The following is a 23,640-nucleotide window of genomic DNA, read 5'->3' as shown; positions in this document are numbered from 1 at the left end:
AGCACGAAGGAACCCGTGCGGGTGGGGGCATGTCCTCGATGACTCCGCGAGGCGGAGCGGAAGCCCGGCGGGCCGCAGCTACGACGCAGCCCAGGCTACCCGTGGTGCCAACGGTAGTCCGGTGGTACATGTGCTCCCTCGGCGGTGAGCTGAGGCGCGGCGCCGTCGCGTTGCTGCATGCCGATGGTGCCTGCGATGAGCCTGCGCAGTTCGTTGTGCGTATCCGGGTCTACCGCGTAGAGCACTGTGCCGACCACACCTCGTGTGAGGAGCACGTGGTAGGCGTTGAGAACGCACCTCCGAACGGCTTCGTCCTCGATCTTGCTGGTGAAGGCCGGATCGCGGGACGCCTCCCGGTTGACCTGGAACGTGCCGTCGCGGAACAGCAGGTCGGGCCCGATGATGACGCCGTTCCAGTCGTATTCGAAGGTCTGAGCCGTGTAGACGCAGCCGATCTGGCCCACGCCCCGGCGGTCCGTCGACCACAGGTCCGACCTGGGCGCGTCGGGAACGCTGTGCTCCGGCTTGACGTTCCAGGGCCGGTGCCAGCAGCCGATCTGCACGTCATCGACGAGACGTTCCCCGTCCGGGGCGCTCCACGGCCAGCAGAAGCCCGCGGTGATCCGTGCCGTGGCTCCTTCGAGGTGACGGGCGCGGATGAACTGCTCCAGTTGCTCAGGGGAATCGGCGACCGTGAGCGTCATACGTCCGTCCGGCCGCCACGGCACCGGGTCGGAAGTGCCCAGCCCCAGCAACTGCTGGACCCAACCCTGATACTGCTTGCTGCCTCCGGCACGGAACGTTCCCTCGAGATCGATCACTTCGACCAGGCAGCCGTGTTCTTGGGCGAGATTCTTGAGGTAGGCGGCAGCGCCCACCTCGTCCGGACGGATGGACTGATGGTCGTCGAGCAGGAAGATCGGCACCTTGGCGGCATTGATCAGCTCGACGGCCTGTGGCCGGCTGTCGTCCCTGAACTCCTTCGCGGTCCACCGGTGCGTCGAACTGCGCCGCAACCGATGGGCCTCGTCGCAGATCAGGACGTCAATGCTGTCGGCAGGGACCTCGGTGAAGCTGTTGAAGTACCGGTAGAGCTTCTGCGCCGACTGGTCCTTGTCCCTCTTCTGCCCCGGGCGCGCCGTGCCTCTGTGGATCTCACGCAGCGTCTCCGTGTAGGCGTGGGATCCACTCGCCAGCACCGCCTCGCGTCCCTGGCCGCCGAGTTCGCGCAGCAGTTCCAGTGCCACGGCGCTCTTTCCGCTGCCGGGGCCGCCCCGGAGAATGTAGACGCGCTTCCTGTCAGGACCGGGTGCCGCCACCGCCTGGATCTCGGCCTCGTCGGGCTGGAACAGGCCTACGTCGTATCCCGTATGAGGTGCGGTCTTCTCCAGATGGCGGGCGATCAGGTCGAACGCGAGGCACTGCTCATCGAGGAGAGCGAGACCGCCGCCGGTGGTGGACCGCTGCCGTGCCACGTCGGTGACCTTCAGGAGCGGATCGCTGCGGTCCTGGACCAGCGCGAGCGCCGCACGCCTGCCTGACGCCCGGGCGAACCGCGCGGTGAGGAGCCGGCGGAACCGGTCCAGGTCGTCCAGGGTGTAGAGGAAGCCGTGGTTGGACTCGGGCAGATCGAACAGCGCTTCCACGTCGGCGTCCCGCGCGTTGTGGAGGAACGCCACTCCCCGCAGCCGGTCCTCGTCCTCCCGAAGATGGGGCAGGTAGCGCACCATGTATTCGCAGTAGCGTTGAATCTGCCGTACCGGATGCAGCTTGTTCTTTCCGTCGCCGAAACCCAGGTCGACGGCGACCGGGCAGCGGGGGTCGACCGTCGCGTGCCGTACCTGCTTCAGCTCGACTGCCAGATACGTGTCGGTTCCGGTGGCGGGGTGCTTGCCGCAGAGCACCAGGTCGACGGCACAGTTGGTGTGTGGCAGGCCGACCTCGACCTGTACTTCGACCTCGTCGAGGCCGCATTCGAGCAGAGTCTGGGCCACAACGGGGATGCTGTTGTTCCAGGAAACGACCTCGCCTCTGGGGGCTGGTCGCCCAGTGGCCACTTCATGAGCGGCCATCAGGCGCTCGGTGAGCGGAAGACGCGCTGATCCGTCACGGGCCACGGTGAGCCGCCCGATCTCGGCCGCGGACAATTGCAGGAGCACGAAGGATCCCCAGGCACGAGGTGACTCGCGCGGGTGGGGGCATGTCCTGCGGAACTCCACAGCAGCGGAGCGGAAGCCCGTCGGGCCGCGATGACGACTCGTAGCGTAACTCGGGGCCAACGAGGGTGTGGGCGGGCCCCGAAAGGCCCGCCCACCGCTCGGCTCAGCCGAGGCGGTGCACCACAGCCTGCGCCAGCTCCCACATCAGGTTCGAGCCGAGGCTCGCCGTGAGACCGACAAGGACGTCACGGACCCAACTACGGTGCTTGGGCGTGTACTCGACAGCGGTCATGCGGATGCGTCCCCTTCGGTCGTGATCGGTGACGAGCGCCGGATGACTCCCGCCGGGAGCGCATCAAGAGGCATGTCACCGGACCGAACGGGCCTGTGCGTCCCCAGGCCACGTCACGTACATCCTCCAAGAGGACATGCGGTGCAGGACAACGCTAGCTCACAACAGGGCTGGTCCGGCAAGAAGTTATTCCCGAAGGGGCGTCAGCGGGCCGGCTCCGAGGTATCCACCGCCTCCCGCAGGTGCCCCACGAGTGCGCGCGTAGCAGGTGTCATGGGGGCCGTCGTGCGCCAGGCGACGAGGATGTGCGCGCGCAGCGGGGGGTGGGTGAGCGGGGTCGCGCGGAGGGAATCGGGGCGGGCGCGGGCGTAGGAGGCGGGGAGGATCGCCACGCCCAGGCCCGTCGTGGCGAGGTCGGCGAGGAAATGGTGACCGCGTCGAAACGGCCCGCGCGCAGGGAATTCAGGAGTTCGTCGGAGGCCGCCTCGGCGAGGGTGACCTCGATTGCCGGGTGCTCTTTGTGGAATTCGGCGAGAAGGTGCGGCAGATCGTACGCCGTGGCGGACGAAGTCACCATGCCGAGGGAAACACGGCCGCGCAGCAGGCCCGTGTGTTCGGCCACGGCCTCGCGGATGCGGGAGAGGGCGGCGAGGGCCTCGCGGGCGTACGGGAGGACAGTGGCGCCGACGTCCGTCAGGCGCACGGTCCGGGCCGAGCGGTCGAGCAACTCCTGCTTCAACTCCCGCTCCCGCAGGCGGATCTGGGTGCTCACACCCGGCCGGGCGACATGCAGTCTGGCGGCGGCCCGGGTGAAGCTCCGCTCCTCCGCGACAGCCACGAATTACTCCAACTGCCGTATCTCCATAAGCGGCGAGTATAGCAATCAGATCATCTCGCTATTGGACTTGCCGGGTTCACCGATCGAGCATGTACGTGTTTGCGGAGAGCGTGGATTCGGGAGAGGCGTGCCGGTGTCCTGGCGGAATCGATAACGGCGGGGAAAGCGTCCTGGTGGAGCGTTCCCATTCTGGGTTTCGGGGTTTTCGCCGTCGCCACGAATGAATTCGTGCTGGCTGGAATGCTGCCGCATCTGCGGTCCCCCTGGACGTCTCGCTCGCGACCGCGGGCCAGGTCGTGACCGTCTACGCGCTGGCCTGCGCCCTGCTCGGGTCCGTGCTGGCGACGGTCACCGCGGGGTGGTCGCGGCGGGTGACGCTCGTCTGCGCCGCGCTCGTCTACCTCGTCGGTACGGTCGGCGCCGCGCTCGCGCCCACGTTCGGGCTGCTGCTGGTCGCGCACGCCGTCGCGGCGGCGGGCACGGGGCTGTTCGTGCCGGTGGCCGCCGCGTCCGGCGCCGCGCTGGTGCCGTCCGAGCGGCGCGGGCGGGCGATCGCGGTCGTCCTCACCGGGTTCACGGCGGCGACGGCGTTCGGGGCGCCCCTCGGCACCGCGTTCGGCAGCCAGTTCGGGTGGCGGGCGACGATGTGGTTCGTCGCCGGGCTCGCTGTCGTCGGCATCCTCGCGTTGCTCGGCCTGGTGCCGCGCACCATCGTGACCCCGCCGCCGGAGAGCCTGCGGCACCGCCTCGCGCCGCTCGCGGACCGGATCGGTAGGCGCGGCGCGATGGCGCTGTGCCTGTTCGTCCTCCCGCTGTTCTCAGGCTCGTTCGGCCCGGCGGTCGGCTATGTCGGGGTGCTCGCCGTCGCCGGGTTCAGCATGAGCGCGCCCCAGCAGCACCGGCTGATCGCCCTCAACCCGGGCCTCGCCCCCCGTGCTCGTCTCGCTAAACGCCTCGATCCTCTGCCTCGTCATCGCCCTGGCCGGAGCGCTCGGCGGCCTCGGTTTCGCCGCCGCGGGCGCGACGAGCCTCGGCTACCTCGCCGCCGTCCTCGCGCTCCTCGCCCTCGCGCTCTCGGAGTTCGGCCACCGGCTGTCCGTACGGCTCAGTCCCCGGGTGGCCGAGGCGGCCGGGGCCGATGCTCCTGCTCGGTGACGGGGACGAGGGGGCGCCAGAACTGGTCGGTGTCCTTGTCGCGGACGGCGTAGCCGAGGCGCTCGGCGGCGCGGGTCAGATCGCGTACGTCGTCCGCGTCCTTCCGCTTACGGGCGTCCTTGCGGGCCGTGAGGAGGGCGTTCAGCTCCGGGCCCGTGTCGGGGGAGTGGGGGATCCAGCGCCGGTAGAGGGCCGCGTACGGGTCGGCCTCGTACCAGGGGTAGCCGTGGGCCCGGAACGCGGCGGCGAGCGCGGCCGCGGGGGCCGCGTGCTCGGCGCGGAGAAGCTGGCCCGAGTCCCGCCCGAGGACGACGAGTTGCTTGCCGTCGACGAAGACGGCCGCGACGTCCTCCCGGGCCAGGCTCTCCTCCGTGCCGTCCCCCTCGGCCTCGACACGGGCGTCGGTGAGCGTGATCTCCAAGGACTCGGTGAGCGCGATGAGGCCGCACACCACCCCCAGGACCAGGCCGGCGCCTGCCAGGGCGAGGTAGTGCCACGCCTCGCCGAGCGTCGCCACGAACTCGACCAGCTTCTCCATCGGCAGCGTCGGCAGCTTGACGAGCTGCCGGGCCAGGAAGGGCAGCGCCACCCCGAGGGCCGCGCCCACCAGGGGCAGACCGCCGAGCAGCAGGGCCCGCTCGGAACGCGGGTGCCCGAGCTTGGTCGCCGCCCCGTCCGGGGAGGGGCGCTCGGGGAGTTCGGGGTGGGGGATGTCCTTGCCGGGCTGCTCGTTGACCATGCCGGAAGCGTAGGAACCGGCCCGCCCGCCGCGCAGTCGCCGAAAGTCGCTGACCCGTCGACTTTGGTCGCTCAGTCGGCACCCGGCGGGGGCTCCTCGCCGAAGACCCAGGGGGCCAGGACCACGAGCCAGCCGTCGGGGTCCTCGAAGAGGACGGCGCCGTGCTGCGGCCAGTACGGGTTCGTGGCCGGTACGGGCGTGTGGCCGCGTGCCTCCATGTGGGCCACGGCCTTGTCGCGGGCCTCGGGGCCGCGCAGGTAGAGGACGAGCTGGTTCTCCGGGTCGGGTTCGGGGATGCGGGGTGACGTGCCGTGCTGGGTGATCTCCATCTGGACCGGCGTGCCGGGCAGGCCGAGGACCACGCCGTCGTATCCCGCGTGGCCGCGCCAGCTCGCGAGGACGGGGAGGCCCAGGTCGTCGCGGTAGAAGGACACGATCGCGTCGTAGCGGGCGGTCGGCCGCGCGAACCGTACGGCGCCCACGGCGAGATGGTCGGGCCAGGCGGGCGGCGTGTGCGGCGGTTGCGTCGTCGTCATGGGGCCACCCTGGCATCCGCGCCGCCCCCGGCTCCTCCGGCCGAGGGCGGAGCGGGGTCCGACCTCCGTCCTACGACCGGGCCGGCCCGCCCGCTGGTTACGCTGACGGCATGGCTGAGGCGCTCACTCCCATACGCGCGGTCGCCGACCACTTCGGGCTGCCCCTCTCGACGCTGCACTACTGGGAACGGCGCGGCCTGATCGCCCCGTTGCGGCGCGCGGGCGGCCAGCGCTGGTACGACACCGACCAGCTCTACCGCATCGCGCTGATCAAGCACTGGCGGGAGACGGGGCTGATGGGCATCGAGGACGTGGCCGCCCTTCTCGCGACGGGCCCCGGCTGGCAGGAAGCCGTCACGGAGCGGCTCGCGGAGATCGAGCGGCGGCGCGCGGCGCTGGACGCGGCGCACGCGTATCTCACGCACCTCCTCGCCTGCCCCCACGAGACGAGCCCCGAGGACTGTCCCGGCTTCCGGGAACGAGTCGACGTTCCCGTCGCGCGACCGTGAGCCGGGGGAACGGGCGCTCGGTGGCCGCCTCCGGGCCCCGCTCGCGCGGCATCGCCACCCACGCCACGAGCGCGGCGACGCCCAGGAGACAGGCGGAGGCGCCGAACGCCGCCGCGTAGCCCTCGGCGAGGGCGGCGCGGGACGCGGTCGCCATGGACGTGCCTCCCGTTGAGGAGGCGTCCGAGGAGGCGTCGCCGTCCGCCGCCGTCGTGACCGCGGCGGACAGCGTGCTCAGCGCGGCCAGGCCGACGGCGCCGCTGGTCTGCCGGACGGTGTTCAGCACGCCCGCGGCCAGCCCGTTCTGGTGGGCGGGCACGCCGCTGGTCGCCGACACGGTGATCGGTGTGAACGCGGCGGCCGTGCCGAGGCCGAACACCGCGCCGGGCAGCATCACCGACACCGCGTACGAGGCGTCCGTACCCGCGAGCGCGGCCATGGCGCCGTATCCCGCGGCGCCCAGCAGACACGCGGCGACGGCCGCCCGGCGCGGGCCCAGCCGGAGCGAGACCCGGCTCGCGGCGGTCGCGCCCGCGAACATCGCGGCGCCGACCGGCAGATACGCGAGCCCGGCGTCCAGGGGCGCGTACCCGTGCACGTCCTGGAGGTAGAGCGACAGCAGCACGGGGCTCGCGAAGAAGCCGAGGCCGAGCAGGAACATCACCGCGTTGCCGCCGCTGACCGCGCGCAGCCGGAAGAGGCCCAGGGGCACGAGCGGTTCGCGTGCCCAGCGTCCCTGGTGCACGGCGAAGAGGACGAGGAGCAGGGCACCGCCGCCCACGGAGCCGAGGAACGGGGCACCGGCCCAGCCGGTGTCGGGCGCGCGCATCACCCCGTGGACGACGGCGACGAGCCCGGCGGTCGCGGTGACGGCGCCGGTGACGTCCAGGCGGGGGCGCGTACGCCCGCCGCGCTCCGGGGCACGCGCCGACGGGGCGCGGGCGGGAAGGACGCGTGGGGGAAGGACCCGTACCGCCGCCGCGACGGCCGCCGCTCCGACCGGGACCGTCACGAAGAACACCCACCGCCATCCCGCCCACTCGGTCAGCAGACCGCCGAGCACCGGCCCCGACGAGGCGCCGACCGCGCCGACCGCGCTCCAGGTCCCCAACGCCCGTGCCCGGCCTGCGGGTTCGGGGAACGCCGTCGTCACCAGCGAGAGCGTCACCGGCATCAGCAGCGCCCCGCCGAGCCCCTGCACGGCGCGTGCCGCCAGCAACTGCCCGTCCGTGGCGGCGAGCCCGGCCGCCAGCCGCGCGACGGTGAAGACGCCCATGCCCACGGCGAACATCCGGCGCTGTCCGAACACGTCGGCCAGCCGCCCGCCCAGCAGCAGGAATCCGGCGAAGGCGAGCGTGTACGCGTTGACCACCCAGGCCAGTCCGGACGGGCCGAAGCCGAGGCCCGTACGGATGTCGGGGAGCGCCACGGACACGATCGTGGCGTCCATGACCACGACGAACGACCCGGTGCACGCCAGCGCGAGCACGCTCCCCGGCCCGCCGCCCTCCCGGCCGCTCACCGGTCCGCCCCTTCCCCGCCGTCCCCGCCGTCCCCGCCGTCGTCGCCGTCGTCGCCGGGATCGGCGAACCCGGCGTGGAAGAGGGGCGCGGGTGGCACCGTCCGGGCCATCGGCACCGCGTGCAGCGCGTCGAGCGCCGGGCGCAGGGCATGGAGCGCGAGGGCGAGCGCGCGCCGTTCGGAGGGGGAGGCGGGCAGTCCGGCCGCGTCGAGCGCGTCGCCGACGCTCATCGCGCGGCCTCCTCGGCGTGGAGGCGCGCGGGTGTGCGCCGGTGCCATGACGTACGGCCCTGGTACGCCTCGCCGACGCGCAGCACCGTCCTGTCCTCGGACGGCGGGCCCGCGATCTGGAGCGAGAGCGGCAGGCCCTCGCCGGTGAGGCCCATGGGGAGGGCGAGGACGGGGAGGCCGACCGCGTTCCAGTAGGGCGTGTGGACCTTGCTGAACAGCGCCTCGTTGTCCTGGTGCCCCTCTGGCGTCGTCAGCTCCTCCAGGCGCGGGGCGCCGAGGGAGGCCGTGGGGGTGACGAGCACGTCGACCGTGCGGAAGAGCGCGCGCAGGGCCTCGCGCGCCGTACGCCGGGCCCGCTGCGCCTGTACGTAGTCGGCGCCGGAGAACAGCGCGCCGTGCGCGAGCAGTCCGCGCGTCCCGGCGGCGAAGTCGTCCCAGCGGCGGGCGAGTCCGGCGCGGTGGTGGGCCAGGCCCTCGCTGGTCGTGATCACGAGAGTGGCGGTGATCATCTCTGTGAGGTACGGGAGTACGACCGCGCGGGTCCGGGCGCCCAGGTCCTCCAGCACGCGCACGGCCGCGTCGAACGCGCCCGCGACCGCCGGGTCCGCTCCCTCGGGCGCGTGCCCCTCCCGTACGACGCCGACGCGCAGCCCTTCCAGGCCCGCCGGCGGGCCCGTGTCCGGGGGCGGCGTCCGTACGTACGCGGACTCCGGGTCCCCCGCGTCGGGCCCGGCGAGGACGTCCAGCAGCAGGCCGCAGTCGTGGGCGGTGCGGGCCAGGGGGCCGACGCGGTCGAAGCTGTAGGCGAGGGGCACGCAGCCGGTGCGCGGCACGAGGCCGTAGGTCGGCACCAGGCCCGTCACCCCGCAGAAGGCGGCGGGCATCCGGATGCTCCCCGCCGTGTCGCTGCCGAGCCCGGCGAGGAACATCCCGGCGGCGATCCCCGCGGCCGTCCCCGAACTCGACCCACCCGTCCAGCGGTCCGGATTCCAGGGGTTGCGCGGCACGGGGAACGGCTTCGCGGGGTCCGGCATCCCGCAGCCGTACTCCATGGTCGTCGTCTTGCCGGTGATCACGGCACCGGCGGCCCGGAGCCGCGCGACGGCGACGGCGTCGTCGACGGCGGCCCCCGTGGGGACGAGGCTCTGCGCGGTCGTCCGGCCCTCGGCGGTCGCGAGGACGTCCTTGACGCCCAGCGGTATGCCGTGCAGGGGGCCCCGGTCGCGGCCCGTGGCGAGTTCGCGGTCGGCGCGGCGCGCGGCGGCGAGGGCCCGGGCGTCGAAGCGGGCCAGGTGGACGCCGAGGCGTGCGTCGAGCGCGTCGGCGGCGGCGAGCGCCGCCTCGGTGAGCGCGACGCTGCTGACCGTGCCCGCGCGCAGCGCGCGGGCGGCGTCGGCGACGGTACGGGGCTGTTCTTCCGGCAAGGGGTGACCTCCCGTTCGGGCCCTTACATACGGGCGTGTGCGGCAGCGTCGCCGCTCAACCGCGGTTGAGCGCAAGGCCCGTGGTCCCGGGCGGCCCCCAAAGAACCCCCAAAGAAGTGTTTGACAGTGGAGAGCGTCCCGGCGCACACTCCTTCCGTGGAGACGACGACACTGCGCCGACCGGCCTTCCGGCGGCTCGCGACGGGACGGGCCCTGACGTTCTTCGGGAACGCGATGGCGCCCGTGGTGCTGGCCTTCGCCGTGCTCGACCTCGGCGGTTCGGCCGTGGACGTGGGCGTGGTGGTGGGCGCCCGCTCGGTGAGCAACGTGGCCCTGCTGCTCTTCGGCGGCCTGCTCGCCGACCGGCTGCCGCGCACGCTGGTCCTGCAAGGGGCCGCGTTCGCCGCCGCGTCGACGCAGGCGGCGGTGGGCCTCGCGGTCCTCGCCGACCGCGCGCCGCTCGCCGTGCTGCTCGTGCTCAGCGTCGTGCAGGGCGCGGTCGCGGCCGTCTCCGTCCCGGCCTCGGCGGCGCTGCTGCCGCTGACCGTGCCGCCCGAGGAACTGCGCCCGGCGAACGCGTACGCGCGGATGGGCGTGAACACCGGCATGATCGCCGGGACCTCGCTCGGCGGCCTGCTCGCCGCGCTCGCCGGACCGGGCTGGGGGATGGTGCTGAACGGGGCGGCCTTCCTCGGCGCCTCGGCCGCGTACGGGCTCGCGGGGCGCCGCCTGCCCGCCCGCCCGGACGCGCCGGTGGAGCGGGCGCGTCCGCTGCGCGAACTGCGCGAGGGCTGGCGCGAGTTCGTCTCGCGCACCTGGGTGTGGGTCGTGGTGCTGCAGTTCTTCGTGGTGAACGCGGTGGCCGCGGGCGGCATCCAGGTGCTGGGCCCGACGGTCGCGGACGGCACGATCGGGCGTACGGCGTGGGGCTTCGTCCTGGCCACGCAGATGGCGGGGGCGCTCGCGGGCGGCTTCCTGGTGGCGCGCTCGCGCTCCCGGCACGCGCTGCGGATCGGCGTGGCCGTCGTCGCGCTGGACGCGCTGCCGCTGCTGGCGCTCGCGGAGTCGGCCACGCTGATGCTGATGCTGGTCGCGATGTTCGTGAACGGCGTGGCCATCGAGCAGTTCGGCGTCGCCTGGGACCTCTCGCTCCAGGAGAACGTCCCCCAGGAGAAACTGGCCCGCGTCTACTCGTACGACGCACTCGGCTCGACCCTCGCGCTGCCCGTCGGCGAGATGGCCGCGGGCCCGCTCGCCGAGCGGTTCGGCGTACGGCCGACGCTGCTGGCCGGGGTCGTGCTCGTCACGCTGGTGACGGTCGCGGCGCTGTGCAGCCGGGAGGTGCGGGGGCTGACGACGCGGGGCCCGGGCGCCGACGGAGGCGCCGACGCGGATGCCGGGGGGAGTGCCGAAAGGGACGCCGAGGGGGGCGCCGACCGTGCGGACGGCGTCGTTCCCGTCGCGTGAGGCAGACTGGGCGCGTGTCCGACTCCGCCCCGTCCCGCGAGGAGATCGGCGGCCTGCGGGTGCTCGCGCATCCGCTGCGGCTGCGGCTCCTGTCCCTGCTCACCGGCCAGGCGTACAGCGCGGCGGAGGCCGCACGTGCCCTCGGCCAGTCCCAGGCGAACGTCAGCTATCACCTGCGCAGGCTGCACGCCGCCGGGCTCGTGGACGCGGTGGGCGAGGTGACGGTGCGGGGCGGCACGGCGAAGCGGTACCGGCACGACCCCGAGAGCGGCGACCGCCTCGCGGCGGGCAGCGCGGAGGAGTACGCGGTCCTCGCGGCGGCCCTCGCCGACGAGCTGCGCCGCCGCACGGCCCAGCGCGACACCGGCGTACGGGGCGAGATGACGGACGCGGAGGTCTGGGTGGCCCCCGAGGCGTGGGAGGAGATCCGCCGGCGGGCCGTGGACCTGGGCACGGAGATCCACGCCCGGGCCCTGCCCCCGGGCACGGAGGGCGCCGTCCGCGTCAGCGCGACCCTGATGCTCTTCGCGATGCTCGCCGACGGCGAGGGGGATCGGGCTCCAGACGCAGAGCGGTGAGGGCGGTCGCGAGCATCTGGTAGTGGCCGACGAGCAGCAGGAACTCGATCGCCGCACGCTCGTCGAGATGTTCCCGCAGCCCGTTCCAGGTCGCGTCGTCGAGGTCCTGGCGCTCGTGCAGCATGTCGGTCGCCGCGAGGAGCGCCCGCTCGCGCGGGCTCCAGGACGCCCAGGACGGCGCCGCGGGCCCGGCGACGAGGCGGTCGAGGTCGTCCCGCGCCACCCCCGCGCGGCGCCCGAGGCGCCGGTGGTGCGCGAACTCGTAGGCGCACGCGCGCAGATGGGCGGTGCGCAGGATGACCAGCTCGGTCTCCCTGCGCGGCAGCGTGCCGCCGGGCATCAGCCGCCCTGCGAACCGGAGCCAGCCCCGGAAGAGCCGCCGGTGACGCCCCAGGACCAGGAACAGCGCGGGCGGCCGGGTGCCCGCGACGATCCCGGCGGCCCGGCTCAGCAGCCAGACGGCGCCCCCGACCTCGTGCCGCGAACCGGGCGCGATCCGGGGCCCGGGCGCGATCCGGGGCCCGCCGGGCGACGCGGGCCCGCCGTCCGGGAGTCCGTCGCCGTCCGGGAGTCCGCCGCGCGCGGGCCCGCTCGTCGCGCTCATCGTCCACGCGCCTCGGCGTGCCCGAGCAGCCGCCCGGCCGCCGCGTTCGCGGCGCGCATCGCGAGGACGTACAGCGGGGGCGCGTACCGCTGGAGCCCGTGGAGGAGGCGGACGCCGCGCGAGGTGTGGACGAGGTAGCGGCCGCGGCGCACCCCGTCGAGGATCGCTTCCGCCGCCCGCCCGGGCGAGGCGGCGCGCTTGAGGAAGCCCGCGCGCAGCCGCCGCATCGCCGGGCTGTCCCGGTCCACGCCGACGATCTCGACGGTGTCCGCGAGCGGCGTGGCGACGGCCCCCGGGCACACGAGGGTCACGCCGATGCGGTGGCGGCGCAGGTCGAAGCGGAGCACCTCGGAGATCCCGCGCAGGCCGAACTTCGCGGCGCTGTACGGCGCGTGCCACGGCAGTCCGATCAGCCCGGCGGCCGACGAGACGTTGACCAGGTGGCCGCCCCGGCCCGCGTCGATCATCGGCGGCAGGAACGACTCGATGACGTGGACGGGGCCCATGAGGTCCACCTCCACGACGTCCCGCCAGTGCCGGTGCTCCAGGGTCCGGACGGTGCCCCAGGTGGAGATCCCGGCGATGTTCATCACGACGTCGACCGGGCCGCCGGCCCCGTGGATCTCGTCGGCCATGGCCCGCACCTGCTCGTACGAGGAGACGTCGGCCGCCCCGGCGTACGCGACGGTGCCGCCCCGGTCGCGCACGGACCCGGCGGTGGCCGCCAGCCCCTCGGCGTCGCGGTCGGTCAGGAGCAGCACGGCGCCCTCGTCCGCCGCGCGTTCGGCGGTCGCCCTGCCGATGCCGCCGGCGGCGCCGGTGAGGAACACCCGGCGCCCGGCGAGGGAGTTGAGCCCCGGCCCGCTCATGGGCCGAATGTACCACCGGGAATATTCGCCTGAGTACAATCGGGAGGTGACTTCTCCGACCGGCGCCGACGGCCGTACGGGGCGCCGCCGTTACGCCGCGCGGCAGCCGCGCGAGGTCCGCCGCGCCCAGATCCTCGACGCCGCGGCGCGCGCGATCGCCGAGCACGGCTGGCAGGGCATGACGATGGAGCGGGTCGCCGCAGGGGCGGGGGTGGCCAAGTCCGTCAGTTACGCGATCTTCGAGTCCCGGGAGCGACTCCAGCGGGCCGTGATGCGGCGGGCCCAGGAGGTCACGGGCGAGCGCGTCGCCAGGGCGCTCGCGGCCGCGCGCGAGGCGGACGCGGCCGGGGCGGACGGCGTGGAGGCGCGCGGGACCGGGGCGCGCGGGATCGGGGCGGCGCTCGGCGCGGGTCTGGCCTCGTACCTCGAAAGCGTCGCGCGCGAGCCGGAGATCTCCCGGCTCGTCCTGCTCCCGATCGCCGGGGCGCCGGAGGGGGTGCGCGAGGCCGTGGCCGAGGGGCGTGAGCGCGTGCGGCGCCAGATCCTCGCCGCCGTCGAGGAGCACGTGGCCCGCGGGGGCGTGACCGGCCTCGACACGGAGCTGCTCTCGCACCTCGTGCGGGACAACGCCGAGAGCCTCGCCCGTCTGCTGCTCGCCCGGCCCGGGACGTTCACGCCGCGGCGGCTGTCGGGGTCCGTGGCGGAGCTGCTCCGGGCGGTCGCGGGCCCGGACCGGCCCTTCGGGCACGGACCGTGACGTAGGGGGGAGCGGGATCGTTTCCGCAGCGTCAGTTGTGCGCCTCGCGTGAGGCTTGTGCGCTCCCTGAGCAGCAACTCATCACATCGGGTGAAACTTTGGCCGATTGTTGCGGCCAACAACCGTGAGTTGCCAAGCTGTTGCTCACTGTCAACCTGCCGAGAGAAGTGCAAGGACGGGGAGGGCGCACGTGCCATTCGGTGAGCAGCCCGCATATCTGCGCGTCGCCGGAGACCTGCGGAAGAAGATCGCTGACGGCTCGCTGCCGCCGCACGCCCGCCTCCCCTCCCAGGCCCGCATCCGCGAGGAGTACGGGGTCTCGGACACCGTCGCGCTGGAGGCCCGCAAGGTGCTGATGGCCGAGGGGCTGGTCGAGGGCCGCTCCGGCTCGGGGACGTATGTGCGGGAGATGCCGGTCCCGCGCCGCATCTCCCGGACGGGGTACCGGGCGATCGGCGACTCGACGCCCTTCCGTCAGGAGCAGTCCGACGAGCGGGTGAAGGGCACCTGGGAGTCGCACAGCGAGCAGGAGGACGCCTCGCCGCTGATCGCCGAGCGGCTCGGCATCGACACGGGGGAGCGGGTGATGCGCACCCGGTATCTCTTCCGGATGGAGGGCGACCCCGCGATGCTCTCGACGTCCTGGGAGCCGCTGCGGCTCACCGGGCGGACCCCGGTGATGCTCCCCGAGGAGGGCCCGCTGGGCGGGCGCGGCGTGGTCGAGCGGATGGCCGCCATCGACGTGGTGGTGGACAACGTGGCGGAGGAGGTCGCCTCCCGCCCCGGCCGCGCCGAGGAGACCGTCGCCCTGGGCGGCGTCCCGGGGCACTCGGTGCTGGTGATCTCGCGGACGTATTTCGCGGGCGGCCGGGCCGTGGAGACCGCCGACGTGGTGGTCCCGGCGGACCGCTTCCGGATCTCGTACCACCTGCCGGTGAAGTAGCCGGTCGTCCGGACGGTCGTCCGGACGTACGTTCGCTCGCACGCCTCTCACGCCCCCGGCGGCCCTCGTGGTCACCGGGGGCGAACGTGTGGCCGAAAATGTTGGCCCATTGTGCAAAGTTGAATGCGCTGCGTGAGGGTCGGGCGTAAGCTCCGGCATATGCGAAGTGTGAGCGGCGACAGCAACGTGGTGCTTCCCTGGCTCCTGATACGCCAGGACGGCAACGGCAACCGCTATCGCGTCGGCAGCTACGCCACCCGGGCCGAGGCCCAGCACCTCGCGGAGCGTCTGGGCAAGGAGGGGGAGCCCGCCGAGCCCGACGGGTACGTCGTGGAGCACATGGAGCACCAGCACTAGCACTAGTCACCCGGCAGCCACCTGGCCCCCGCTCTCACTCCACCGCCTCGTTGCCGGGGCCCGCGTCACGCCAAGAGGGATAATTAGTCCATCTTGCCCGGAAAAGCCCGGTGAGACCGCTACGCGAGCTGGGGGCGTGGGCAGCGTGACGAGCACAGAAGCCGGTGACACCGGCGGAACCGGTGACGCCGGGGAAGCCGGTGCGGCGCGCGAGGGGCGTGCGGGGCCCGAGTCGCTCCTCGACACCCTGCGCATCGGCATCGTCATGCTCGACGGCCGGGGCGATGTCCTCCTGTGGAGCCCCATGACGGAGGAGATCCTCGGCTGGACCACCGACGAGATCGCCGGCCGCCCCATCCAGGAGTTCATCGAGGACGGCGGCGGCACCGACGAGCGGGTCAGGACCGCGCTGCGCGAGGAGCACCACTGGCGGGGCATCCTCCACATCCGGCACCGCGAGGGGCACCTCGTCGAGGTCGAGGGCCGCGCCACGCTGCTGGAGGACACCGAGCGGCACCCCTTCGTGCTCGCGAACATCGTCGAGACCAGCAGGCTGCGCGCCGTCGAGCACGACCTCGCCGCGCTGGACGCGCTCTTCGCGTACTCCCCGCTGGGCATCGCCCTCTTCGACAGCGACCGCCGCTTCGTCCGGATCAACGAGGCGCTCGCGCGGCTGCACGGCTCCAGCCCCGAGGCGCTGGTCGGCAAGACCGTGCGCGATGTGCTGCCGGCCTCGATGTCCGAGGAGATCTCGCGGGTCCAGTCCGTCGTGCTGGAGACGGGCCGTTCCGTCGTGGACCTCGTGCTGCCCTCTCCCGACGGGGAGGGGGCGCGCTCCGTCTCGTTCGGCAGGCTCACCGACCGGGGCGGGCAGGTGCTCGGGGTGAGCTGCACGGTCATGGACATCACCGAGCGGCTGGAGGCGCTGAACAAGGTCGAGACCGCGCGGGAGCGCCTCGCGCTGTTGGACGACGTCGGTGTCGCGCTCGGCGACCTGCTCGACGTGCGCGCCATCTCCCAGGCCCTCGCCTCGGCGCTCGTCCCGCGCTTCGCCGACTACTCCGGCGTCCTGCTGCTCGGCCAGGTGCTGCGCGGCGGCGACCTCCCCGGGCACGGCCCGCTGCCCGGCACGCCGCTGCACCAGGTCGGCATCGCCGCGCGGTACGAGGGCGAGGCCGTCGAGCGGATGTTCGCGCTCAGCCATACGACCACGTACGAGCCCGGCTCCTTCTTCGGGATGGCGCTGGACTCCGGCACGCCGCACCTCGCCACCTCGCAGTCCGAGATCGTCTCCTCCATCCGCCCCAGCGACCCCCGCGCCAGGACCGCGGTGGACCTGGACATGCGGTCCATGCTGGCCGTGCCGCTGCGGGCCCGGGGCATCGTCCTCGGGCTCCTCGTCGTCAGCAGGTCCGGTGGCCGCGCCCCGCTCGACCCCGACGACCTCGCGCTCGCCATGGAGCTGGCCGACCGCGCGGGCACCTCCCTCGACAACGCCCGGCTCTACGCCCGCGAGCGCGAGGGCGCGCTGATGCTCCAGCGCAGCCTGCTGCCCCAGCACCTCACCGAGCCGCCCGGCGTCCGCGTCGCCTCCCGCTACGTGCCGGGCAGCAGCGGCAACGAGGCGGGCGGCGACTGGTTCGACGTGATCCCGCTGCCGGGCGGCCGGGTCGCGTTCGTCGTCGGGGACGTGATGGGGCACGGGCTGCACTCCGCCGTGACCATGGGACGGCTCCGCACGGCCGTACGGACGCTGGCCGGGCTCGATCTGCCGCCCGCCGAGCTGCTCGACCGCGTCAGCGACCTCGGCGACGACCTCGCGCAGGGGTTCGAGGACCCGCTGATGGCCACCTGCGTGTACGCCGTCTACGAGCCCGCGCCGAGCTGCGGGGGCGACGACAGCGCCAGCGGCACGCTCACCGTCGCCCGCGCCGGGCACATGCCGCCGCTGCTGGTCACCCGCGAGCCCGGCGGCACCTGCCGCGCCCGCACGATCGACCTGCCCTCCGGCGCCCCGCTCGGCGTCGGCGGCGTCGGCTTCGCCTCCGCCGAGATCGACATCCCGGAGGACAGCGTCCTCGTCCTCTACACCGACGGGCTGGTCGAGAACCGGGACGAGGACATCAGCGAGGGCATCGACCGGCTGTGCGCCCGGCTCAGCCACGACGCCTCCGGCGGCTTCGGCTCGCTGGAGGAGGAGTGCGACGCGCTCGTCGACAACCCCGTCACCGAGCACGCCGGAACCGCCGACGACGTGGCACTGCTCATGGCCGAGCTGGGCCCGCTGCCCCGCGACACCGCCGTGGCCTGGTCGTTCTCCACCGAGCGCTACGCCGTGCGCCGGGCCCGCGAGGCCGTACGGGCCACCCTGCGCGACTGGCGGCTCGACGCGCTGGAGGACACCGCCGTGCTGCTGGTCAGCGAACTGGTCACCAACGCGCTGCGGTACGCGCACGGGCCGATCGGCGTCCGGATGGTGCGCGAGGGGACGCTGACCGTCGAGGTGTCCGACCCGCTGCGCGATCCGCCGCGTGAGCGCGTGGTCACCGAGGAGCACGAGGGCGGGCGCGGCATCCAGCTCGTCGCCCGCGAGGCCCGCCGCTGGGGCACCCGCCACGGGCACGCGGGAAAGACCGTCTGGTTCGAACTTCCGCTTCCCTGAACGGCGTTGCGCGCCGCGTGGCGGGGTGGCGCGGGGAGGCGTGCCGTGGCCCGTGGGGAAGGGGGTGTGAGTGCGGCTGAGGAGGGGACATTCCGCAGGGGTTCGACACCGCGTTCGCTGGTTAGGAGAGAGAGGTGACCCCCGTGGACGTCGGGGGAAGCGCGCATTTTGCCGTACGCGGCAGGAAAACATGCGGCGATCGGGAAGAGCAGGTCACGGCCCCTCCGGGGCTGTCACACTGCTCGGACCGGGGGCACACCGGGCATGGGAAGGGGCGGCGTTGAGTGACATGCCAGTGGAGGCTGCGGGAAAACCGGACGATGTTCGCCGTGCCCTCGCCCTCCTCAACGCCGCGGGTGCCCGTATCGGGAACTCGCTGGACCTGGAGACCACGGCACGCGAGCTGCTCGGCGTCGCCGTGCCGCAGTTCTGCGACCTGGCCTCCGTCGATCTGTACGAGGACGTGCTCTCGGGCGAGGAACCCCGCACCGTAGGCCCCGGGCTGCCCGGCGGCGGGCGGGGCGGGCCCGTGTCCGCGCCCCACGGCGAGCTGCGCCGGGTCGCCTACGCGAGCGCGGTCTCGGACGGCCCCTTCGCGCCCGCGCCCGCCCCCGCCTCGTCGCCCGCCGCGCAGAGCGCCGCGGGCGAGCAGGGCGCCGGGGCCGGGCCCGTGACGGTCGGCTCGACGCACTGCTACGCGGACAGTTCGCCGTTCGCCGCGGCCCTGCGCACCGGGCGCGTGCAGAACATCCCCGGGCAGGACGGCGGGGTGCCCGCGCAGTTCGGCGCCGTCGTCCAGTCCACGCTGGCCGTGCCGATGGTGGCCAGGGACCGGGTGCTGGGCCTGTGCCAGTTCTCCCGCGCGAAGGGCAGTGAGCCGTTCGGGGAAAGGGACGGGGCGCTCGCCGCCGAGCTGGCCGCGCGCGCCGCCGTCTGCATCGACAACGCCCGCCTCTACCGCAGGGAGCACGAGCGCGCCCTCATCCTCCAGCGCAGCCTGCTCCCGCCGGACGACCCCGAGGCCGCCGGTCTCGACATCGCCTGCCGCTACCTCCCGGGCAACCCGGCCACCGAGGTCGGCGGCGACTGGTTCGACGTCATCGAACTCCCCGGGCACCGCACCGCGATCGTCATCGGCGACGTGATGGGCCGCGGCCTGCGCTCCGCCGTCGCCATGGGCGAACTCCGCAGCGCCGTGCGCACCCTGGCCCTCACCGACATGGAACCCGCCGAGGTCCTCGGCGCCCTCGACGAGATCGCCCGCGGCCTCGGCGGCACCCCGCGCTCGCAGCGCTCCCGCTCCCAGCGGCCCGGCGCCGCCGAAACGGATCTGTCCGAGGTCTACCTGGCCACCTGCATCTACGCCGTCTACGACCCGGTCTCGCGCCGCTGCACCTTCGCCAACGCGGGCCATCTCCCGCCCGTCCTCGTCGAACCGGCCGAGCCCGCGCTGCTCCTGGAGGTCCCCAAGGGCGTGCCCCTCGGCGTCGGCGGCGAGCCCTTCGAGGAGATCGAGGTCGAGCTGCCGGACGGCGCGATGCTCGCGCTCTACACCGACGGGCTCGTCGAATCCCGCGACCACCCGCTCGACGAGGGCCTGGACGCGTTCCGTTCGGTCCTCACCGACGCGAGCGAGCCGCTGGAGGACACCGCCGACCGCGTGCTCCGTACGTTGAACGTGCACCACGGCGAGGACGACATCGCGCTGCTCGTCGCGCGCGTGCACGGCCTCGACCCGGCGTACGTCGGCGACTGGTGGCTCCCGGCCGAGCCCCGCTCCGTCTCCCGTGCCCGCGAACTCGCCCGCGAACAGCTCGCCGCCTGGCAGCTCGACGCCCTCGGCGACACGGCGGAACTCCTGGTGAGCGAGCTGGTGACGAACGCGATGCGGTACGGGGAGGGTGACATCAGGCTCCGCCTGCTGCTGGACCGCACGCTGGTGTGCGAGGTCTGGGACGCCGGTCCCGTGCAGCCTCGGCGCCGTCGGGCGCACGATACGGACGAGGGTGGGCGCGGGCTGCAGTTGGTGGACCTGCTGAGTGCTGGGTGGGGGAGTCGGCGTACCCCCCGTGGTAAGACCGTCTGGTTCGAGATGGCCCGCCCCGAGGCGGGTGCCCCTTCGGCCGACCCCACCGAAGCCCTCCTCAGCCTCTTCTGAGCTGTCGGCTGAGCAGGGGCTGCCTCTCGCCGTGCTTCGCCGGGTGCGACTGCGCCGTGGCTGAGCGCGCAGTTCCCCGCGCCCCTGGAGGGGCAAGCCCTGTGGTGTTGTGACCGGGCGCGCCCGCGCGGCGGAGCCGCACATCAGACACAGGCCCGCGCCCCTGGGCGCGCGTGCGGACCAGGGGCGCGGGGAGGGGCGCGGGTTAGTCGATGCGCTCCTTCTTCTTGTCGAGGGTGCATATGGACGGGGCCATGACCTCTTCGGGGCTGCCCCAGCCCGCACACTGGTACCCGGAGTGCCCGTACCAGTCGTGGCCGAACTCATGCGCGGCGAGGAGCGCCTGATCGCCCACTCCGCCGAGGAAGAGCGCGATGCGCTGCCCCTGGCCCCAGTTGCAGCCGACGATGTTGCCGCCGCCTCCGCAGTCGGTGATGTAGCTGTTGCGGCACTCGACCGGCGTGTCCTCGTTCGCCGTCTCGTTCATGCCCTTCCAGGCCGCCGCGCCCTGGCCGATGACGCCGCCCTGCCCCTGGCACGAGGCCTCGAGGTGGTAGGCGCGGTCACTGGGCACGTCCCAGCCGCCCGGCGGGGGCTCCATCGCCTGTTGGAGCTTGGCCGCCGCGAGAATGGTCTTGGGGGTCGTCATCTCCTTGAACTCCGCGGCCGTGATGCCCTCGCCCTTCATCTGCGAAGCATCCTGCGGCGGGGCCGCGGCCTGGGCGCCGGTGCCGAGCATTCCGGCGATCACGGCCAGGACCGCTACCAGGACGGATCTGAGGAGCAGTCTTCCTCGCATGCCTCTCCTCCTGCTGTGGGGGATGTGCGGGGGGACGCCGCGGACCCGTTGGTACGGGCCAACGGCACCTTGCGCTCCTACAGTTCGCAGAAGGGGACCCGGAAACAATCCGGGATTCGCTAGGTATCGCTCACAGCGGGGCGGCGGCGACCTCGGCGCGCGAGCCCAGGTTCAGCTTGCGCAGCACCTGGGCGACGTGGTGCTCGACGGTGCGCGGCGAGAGGAACAGCACGTCGGCGATCTCCCGGTTGGTGTGCCCGAGCGCGACGAGCCGCGCGACGTCCTGCTCGCGGGGCGAGAGCTGGTCGCCGTAGCCGCGGCGCCCCCGGCGGGACGGCAGGACGACATCGTTGCCGCGCAGCACCCGGCGGCAGCGCGCCGCGTCCCGGGTGGCGCCCAGTGCCGCGAACTCCTCGGAGACCGCGAGGAGCTGAGCCGTCCCCTCGTCCCCCTCGCCGAGGCGGCAGCGCGCGGCGGCCTCCCCGGCCCGGGCCGCGGCGTAGGGGTGCGGCAGGGCGGCGTACGCCGTTCGGGCCGCGTCGAAGAGCGCGGCGGCCTCCGCCGTACGTCCGCCGCCCGCCGCCAGCGTGCCGCGGCAGGCCCGGAGCGCCGCCGAGGCCAGGGGCGCGTCCCGGCCCTCGATGCCCTCGGCCAGTTCGGCGGCGGTCCGCTCCGCTTCGGGCAGGCGGCCGTCGCGCACCAGGGCCGTCACCGCCTGCGGGGCCAGGTCGCCCGCCCAGGACCACAGGCCCTTGCGGCGGATCCTGGCGATGCCGCGTTCGGCCTCGGCCCGCGCCGCCACGGGCTCGCCGCGCGCCCGCAGCAGGCGCGCCATGGCGCCGGAGGCGCTGGCCAGTATCGGCGCGGGCGCGTTCGCCGGGTCGGCGAGGCCGGCCGCGCGCAGCGCTTCCGCCGCCTCGTCCCACTCGCCGCGCGTGCAGGCGAGCAGGCCCAGGACGAGATGCGCGTCGGCCGCGATGCCCGGGACGTCCCGCACCGTGTCGAGGACGTGCCGGGCCCGTTCCGCGAGGCCCTGCCAGCGGCCCTCGTACCAGTCCAGGCGCAGCGCGGTGCCCTCCACGATGCCGCCGTAGAACGCCGCCCCGCACTCCGCGGCCAGTCGCCGCCCCTCCCTGCGGAAGCGGTGCGCGGCGCCGAAGCGGCCGACGCAGGTGGCGGCGTCCGCGAAGTTGCCGCAGGCGCGGGCCGCCTGGCGGCGGTCGGTGCCGGGCCCGGCGGCGCCGGTGAACCGTTCGGCGGGGCCCCAGACCTCCGGGTCGCCCCCGTACATCGCCAGGGCCAGCCGGTTGGCGCGTACGGCGGTGGACACCGACGGCTCGGGCTCGCGGGCCGCCAGCTCCTCGGCCCGTTCGATCCAGCGCGCGTGGACGGCGTACGGGTGATCGCCCCAGGCGGGCATGGCCAGCGCCGCCATGCCGCGTGCGGCGAGCGCCGGGCGGTCGCGCAGCTCCTCGACGGCGAGGGCGGTCGCGGCCCGGCCCTCCTCGTACCGCCCGGCCTGGTTGTAGAGCAGCAGGCCCAGGTTGAGGCGGATCTCGCCGCGTACGTCCCGGGGCAGGCGGCTGTCGCGCACGATGCCGCGCAGCAGCTCCGTGGCCCGGCGGTGGGTGAGCCCGAGCACCGCGTCCCGGCTCAGCTCGACCGCGAGCCGGGCGCACTCCCGGCGGCCCAGGCGGCCGTCGGACAGCAGCTCCTCCAGCATCCCCACGGCGAGCGCGAGATCGCACACCTCCCGCGCCGAGGACGCCGCCGCCTCGCCGTACGCCCGCCACCGCGCGAACTCGCCCGCGCGGCGCGCGTGGTACGCGAGCTGCACCAGCGGCTGCGGGTGCTGCGCCGCCAGGGCGCGCATCGCGCCGCGGTGCAGCCGGTGCCGGTCGGGGCCCGGCAGCGCGGCGTAGACGGCCTGCTGCGCGAGAACGTGCCGGAATCCGTACCGGTCGTCGCCCCACTCGTGCAGCACTCCGGCGCGCAGGGCCTCGCGTACGGGCGCGGCGCACTCCGTCCCGTCCGTACGGTCCGTTCCCCGCGCGACGGCGGCGAGGAGCGCCTCGCCCGCGGGGGCGCCGAGCACGGCGGCGGCGTGCACGACGGCGACCGTCGGGGGCGAGAGCGCGCTCATCCGGTCGGTGACCGCCTCGCGCAGCGGCGCGGGCACGGCCATCGCCTCCAGCGCCTCCGGCCCGAGCCGTCCTTCGCGGGGCAGCGCGCGGACGACCTCCTCCACGACGAACGGAATCCCCGCGGTACGCCGGTGCAGCTCCGCCGCGAACGGCGCCGGGGGCTCCGGCGCGCCGGTGAGCGCGCCGCACAGGGCCTGTACGCCGTCCGCGTCCAGCGGGCGCAGGGGCAGCGTGACGGTGCTCGTGCCGGGCGGACGGCGGTACGCGCGGCCGAACGGCAGGCCCGTGCCCGGGAGTTCCTCGCGGCGGTAGCTCACCACCGCCGACAGCCCCCGCGGCGGATCGTCCACCAGGAACCGGAGCAGGTCCCGGGTGCCGTCGTCCGCCCAGTGCAGGTCCTCGACGACCATCACGGCGCCGCCCAGCGCGTCCAGCAGCGCCCGCACGGCGCGGAACAGCCGGTGGCGCGCCGCCCGCGCGTCCCGCAACGGCTCGGGGCCCGGCGGCAACCGGTGCGCGATCTCCGGCAGATACGGGCGCAGCGCGCCGCAGACCGGGCTGAGCGCGGCGGGCAGCGCGCCCGCGGAATGACGCAGCAGGTCGAGGACCGGGCCGTACGGGAACGGTTCGCGCAGGGGGCGACAACTCCCGGCCAGCACGCGGCGGCCGCGTACGGCGGGATCGCGCAGGGCCTCGCGTATCAGCCGCGTCTTGCCGACTCCGGGCTCCCCCTCCACGAGCGCCACGGAGGGAGGCTGGGCCATCGCGTCCACCAGGGCGCGCAGCTCCTTTGCCCTGCCGATCAGAAGGGGGGCTTCCGACATGGGGGGCTCCGGCCGGTGGGGGAGGCGCGCACGCGCGCCACGACGGCGTCGACGCGAAACTAAGCCCCCCACTCTCC

Annotated in this window: 21 protein-coding genes and 2 pseudogenes; 10 read left to right on the top strand and 13 right to left on the bottom strand. The window is 74.2% G+C overall.

The window, feature by feature from the left end:
- Window positions 1-95: 95 nt before the first annotated feature.
- From ABD343_RS12980 to ABD343_RS12965, 4 genes and pseudogenes are all read right to left on the bottom strand, one after another.
- Complete coding sequence (locus ABD343_RS12980; protein WP_344527407.1) at window positions 96-2,159, bottom strand: DNA/RNA helicase domain-containing protein; 2,064 nt, start codon at window positions 2,157-2,159, stop codon at window positions 96-98.
- 163 nt (window positions 2,160-2,322) lie between these two features.
- Window positions 2,323-2,451, bottom strand: coding sequence for a DUF6408 family protein (locus ABD343_RS12975; RefSeq protein WP_344527405.1), 129 nt, complete (start codon window positions 2,449-2,451; stop codon window positions 2,323-2,325).
- A gap of 203 nt (window positions 2,452-2,654) precedes the next feature.
- The gene (locus ABD343_RS12970; RefSeq protein WP_344527403.1) at window positions 2,655-2,843 is read right to left on the bottom strand and encodes a LysR substrate-binding domain-containing protein; all 189 of its coding nucleotides are present in this window, start codon (window positions 2,841-2,843) and stop codon (window positions 2,655-2,657) included.
- Window positions 2,844-2,939: 96 nt separating this feature from the next.
- Window positions 2,940-3,289, bottom strand: a pseudogene (locus ABD343_RS12965) (LysR family transcriptional regulator); the annotation flags it as partial.
- A gap of 296 nt (window positions 3,290-3,585) precedes the next feature.
- Here ABD343_RS12965 and ABD343_RS40995 point away from each other — a divergent pair.
- Together ABD343_RS40995 and ABD343_RS12955 are read left to right on the top strand one after the other, a co-directional pair.
- Window positions 3,586-4,110: pseudogene (locus ABD343_RS40995) on the top strand (MFS transporter); the annotation flags it as partial.
- Window positions 4,111-4,222: 112 nt separating this feature from the next.
- Entirely contained in the window at window positions 4,223-4,444 is a 222-nt protein-coding gene (locus tag ABD343_RS12955; RefSeq protein WP_344527399.1) for a hypothetical protein, read from the top strand.
- Here ABD343_RS12955 and ABD343_RS12950 read toward each other — a convergent pair.
- Window positions 4,395-5,183 (bottom strand): YqeB family protein, encoded by a 789-nt coding sequence (locus tag ABD343_RS12950; RefSeq protein WP_344527397.1) that lies wholly within the window; start codon window positions 5,181-5,183, stop codon window positions 4,395-4,397. The genes ABD343_RS12955 and ABD343_RS12950 overlap by 50 nt on opposite strands.
- 71 nt (window positions 5,184-5,254) lie before the next feature.
- The gene (locus tag ABD343_RS12945) at window positions 5,255-5,719 is read right to left on the bottom strand and encodes a VOC family protein (RefSeq protein WP_344527395.1); all 465 of its coding nucleotides are present in this window, start codon (window positions 5,717-5,719) and stop codon (window positions 5,255-5,257) included.
- 110 nt (window positions 5,720-5,829) lie between these two features.
- Between ABD343_RS12945 and ABD343_RS12940 the strand changes: the two genes are divergently transcribed.
- A complete protein-coding gene (locus ABD343_RS12940; protein WP_344527393.1) occupies window positions 5,830-6,228 on the top strand; it encodes a helix-turn-helix domain-containing protein in 399 nt (132 codons plus the stop codon).
- On the opposite strand, the gene ABD343_RS12935 is transcribed toward ABD343_RS12940, so the two are convergent.
- The 3 genes from ABD343_RS12935 to ABD343_RS12925 are packed head-to-tail and all read right to left on the bottom strand — an operon-like array spanning window position 6,137 to window position 9,401.
- On the bottom strand, window positions 6,137-7,747 hold the full coding sequence (locus tag ABD343_RS12935; protein ID WP_344527391.1) for a DHA2 family efflux MFS transporter permease subunit: 1,611 nt from the start codon (window positions 7,745-7,747) through the stop codon (window positions 6,137-6,139). The two genes, ABD343_RS12940 and ABD343_RS12935, sit on opposite strands and share 92 nt — an antisense overlap.
- Window positions 7,744-7,977 carry a hypothetical protein gene (locus ABD343_RS12930; RefSeq protein ID WP_344527389.1) on the bottom strand — a complete coding sequence of 78 codons (234 nt, stop codon included), beginning with the start codon at window positions 7,975-7,977 and terminating at the stop codon, window positions 7,744-7,746. Before ABD343_RS12930 ends, ABD343_RS12935 begins: the two co-directional genes overlap by 4 nt.
- On the bottom strand, window positions 7,974-9,401 hold the full coding sequence (locus tag ABD343_RS12925) for an amidase (RefSeq protein ID WP_344527387.1): 1,428 nt from the start codon (window positions 9,399-9,401) through the stop codon (window positions 7,974-7,976). The genes ABD343_RS12930 and ABD343_RS12925 overlap by 4 nt, the downstream gene beginning before the upstream one ends.
- A gap of 156 nt (window positions 9,402-9,557) precedes the next feature.
- Between ABD343_RS12925 and ABD343_RS12920 the strand changes: the two genes are divergently transcribed.
- Complete coding sequence (locus ABD343_RS12920; RefSeq protein ID WP_344527385.1) at window positions 9,558-10,868, top strand: MFS transporter; 1,311 nt, start codon at window positions 9,558-9,560, stop codon at window positions 10,866-10,868.
- 14 nt (window positions 10,869-10,882) lie between these two features.
- A complete protein-coding gene (locus ABD343_RS12915) occupies window positions 10,883-11,446 on the top strand; it encodes a helix-turn-helix domain-containing protein (RefSeq protein ID WP_344527383.1) in 564 nt (187 codons plus the stop codon).
- Here ABD343_RS12915 and ABD343_RS12910 read toward each other — a convergent pair.
- A complete protein-coding gene (locus tag ABD343_RS12910; protein ID WP_344527381.1) occupies window positions 11,373-12,050 on the bottom strand; it encodes a carboxymuconolactone decarboxylase family protein in 678 nt (225 codons plus the stop codon). The genes ABD343_RS12915 and ABD343_RS12910 overlap by 74 nt on opposite strands.
- Window positions 12,047-12,919, bottom strand: a complete 873-nt coding sequence (locus tag ABD343_RS12905) for an SDR family oxidoreductase (RefSeq protein WP_344527379.1) — start codon at window positions 12,917-12,919, stop codon at window positions 12,047-12,049. The genes ABD343_RS12910 and ABD343_RS12905 overlap by 4 nt, the downstream gene beginning before the upstream one ends.
- 46 nt (window positions 12,920-12,965) lie before the next feature.
- Between ABD343_RS12905 and ABD343_RS12900 the strand changes: the two genes are divergently transcribed.
- The 5 genes from ABD343_RS12900 (at window position 12,966) to ABD343_RS12880 (ending at window position 19,796) form a co-directional block, all read left to right on the top strand.
- The gene (locus tag ABD343_RS12900; protein WP_344527377.1) at window positions 12,966-13,676 is read left to right on the top strand and encodes a TetR/AcrR family transcriptional regulator; all 711 of its coding nucleotides are present in this window, start codon (window positions 12,966-12,968) and stop codon (window positions 13,674-13,676) included.
- A 190-nt stretch (window positions 13,677-13,866) separates the two neighbouring features.
- A complete protein-coding gene (locus ABD343_RS12895) occupies window positions 13,867-14,619 on the top strand; it encodes a GntR family transcriptional regulator (RefSeq protein ID WP_344527375.1) in 753 nt (250 codons plus the stop codon).
- Between the two features lie 159 nt (window positions 14,620-14,778).
- On the top strand, window positions 14,779-14,976 hold the full coding sequence (locus ABD343_RS12890) for an SPOR domain-containing protein (RefSeq protein WP_344527373.1): 198 nt from the start codon (window positions 14,779-14,781) through the stop codon (window positions 14,974-14,976).
- Window positions 14,977-15,121: 145 nt separating this feature from the next.
- Entirely contained in the window at window positions 15,122-17,638 is a 2,517-nt protein-coding gene (locus ABD343_RS12885) for a SpoIIE family protein phosphatase (protein ID WP_344527371.1), read from the top strand.
- A 280-nt stretch (window positions 17,639-17,918) separates the two neighbouring features.
- Entirely contained in the window at window positions 17,919-19,796 is a 1,878-nt protein-coding gene (locus tag ABD343_RS12880; protein WP_344527369.1) for a SpoIIE family protein phosphatase, read from the top strand.
- A gap of 205 nt (window positions 19,797-20,001) precedes the next feature.
- Here ABD343_RS12880 and ABD343_RS12875 read toward each other — a convergent pair whose 3' ends face one another.
- Complete coding sequence (locus ABD343_RS12875; RefSeq protein ID WP_344527367.1) at window positions 20,002-20,595, bottom strand: hypothetical protein; 594 nt, start codon at window positions 20,593-20,595, stop codon at window positions 20,002-20,004.
- Window positions 20,596-20,725: 130 nt separating this feature from the next.
- Window positions 20,726-23,563 carry an ATP-binding protein gene (locus ABD343_RS12870; RefSeq protein ID WP_344527365.1) on the bottom strand — a complete coding sequence of 946 codons (2,838 nt, stop codon included), beginning with the start codon at window positions 23,561-23,563 and terminating at the stop codon, window positions 20,726-20,728.
- Window positions 23,564-23,640 lie beyond the last annotated feature (77 nt).

Origin of the sequence: Streptomyces albiaxialis (assembly GCF_039530985.1) — a bacterium.
Lineage (GTDB): Bacteria > Actinomycetota > Actinomycetes > Streptomycetales > Streptomycetaceae > Streptomyces > Streptomyces albiaxialis.
This window is presented reverse-complemented; position numbering and strand designations above follow the sequence as displayed.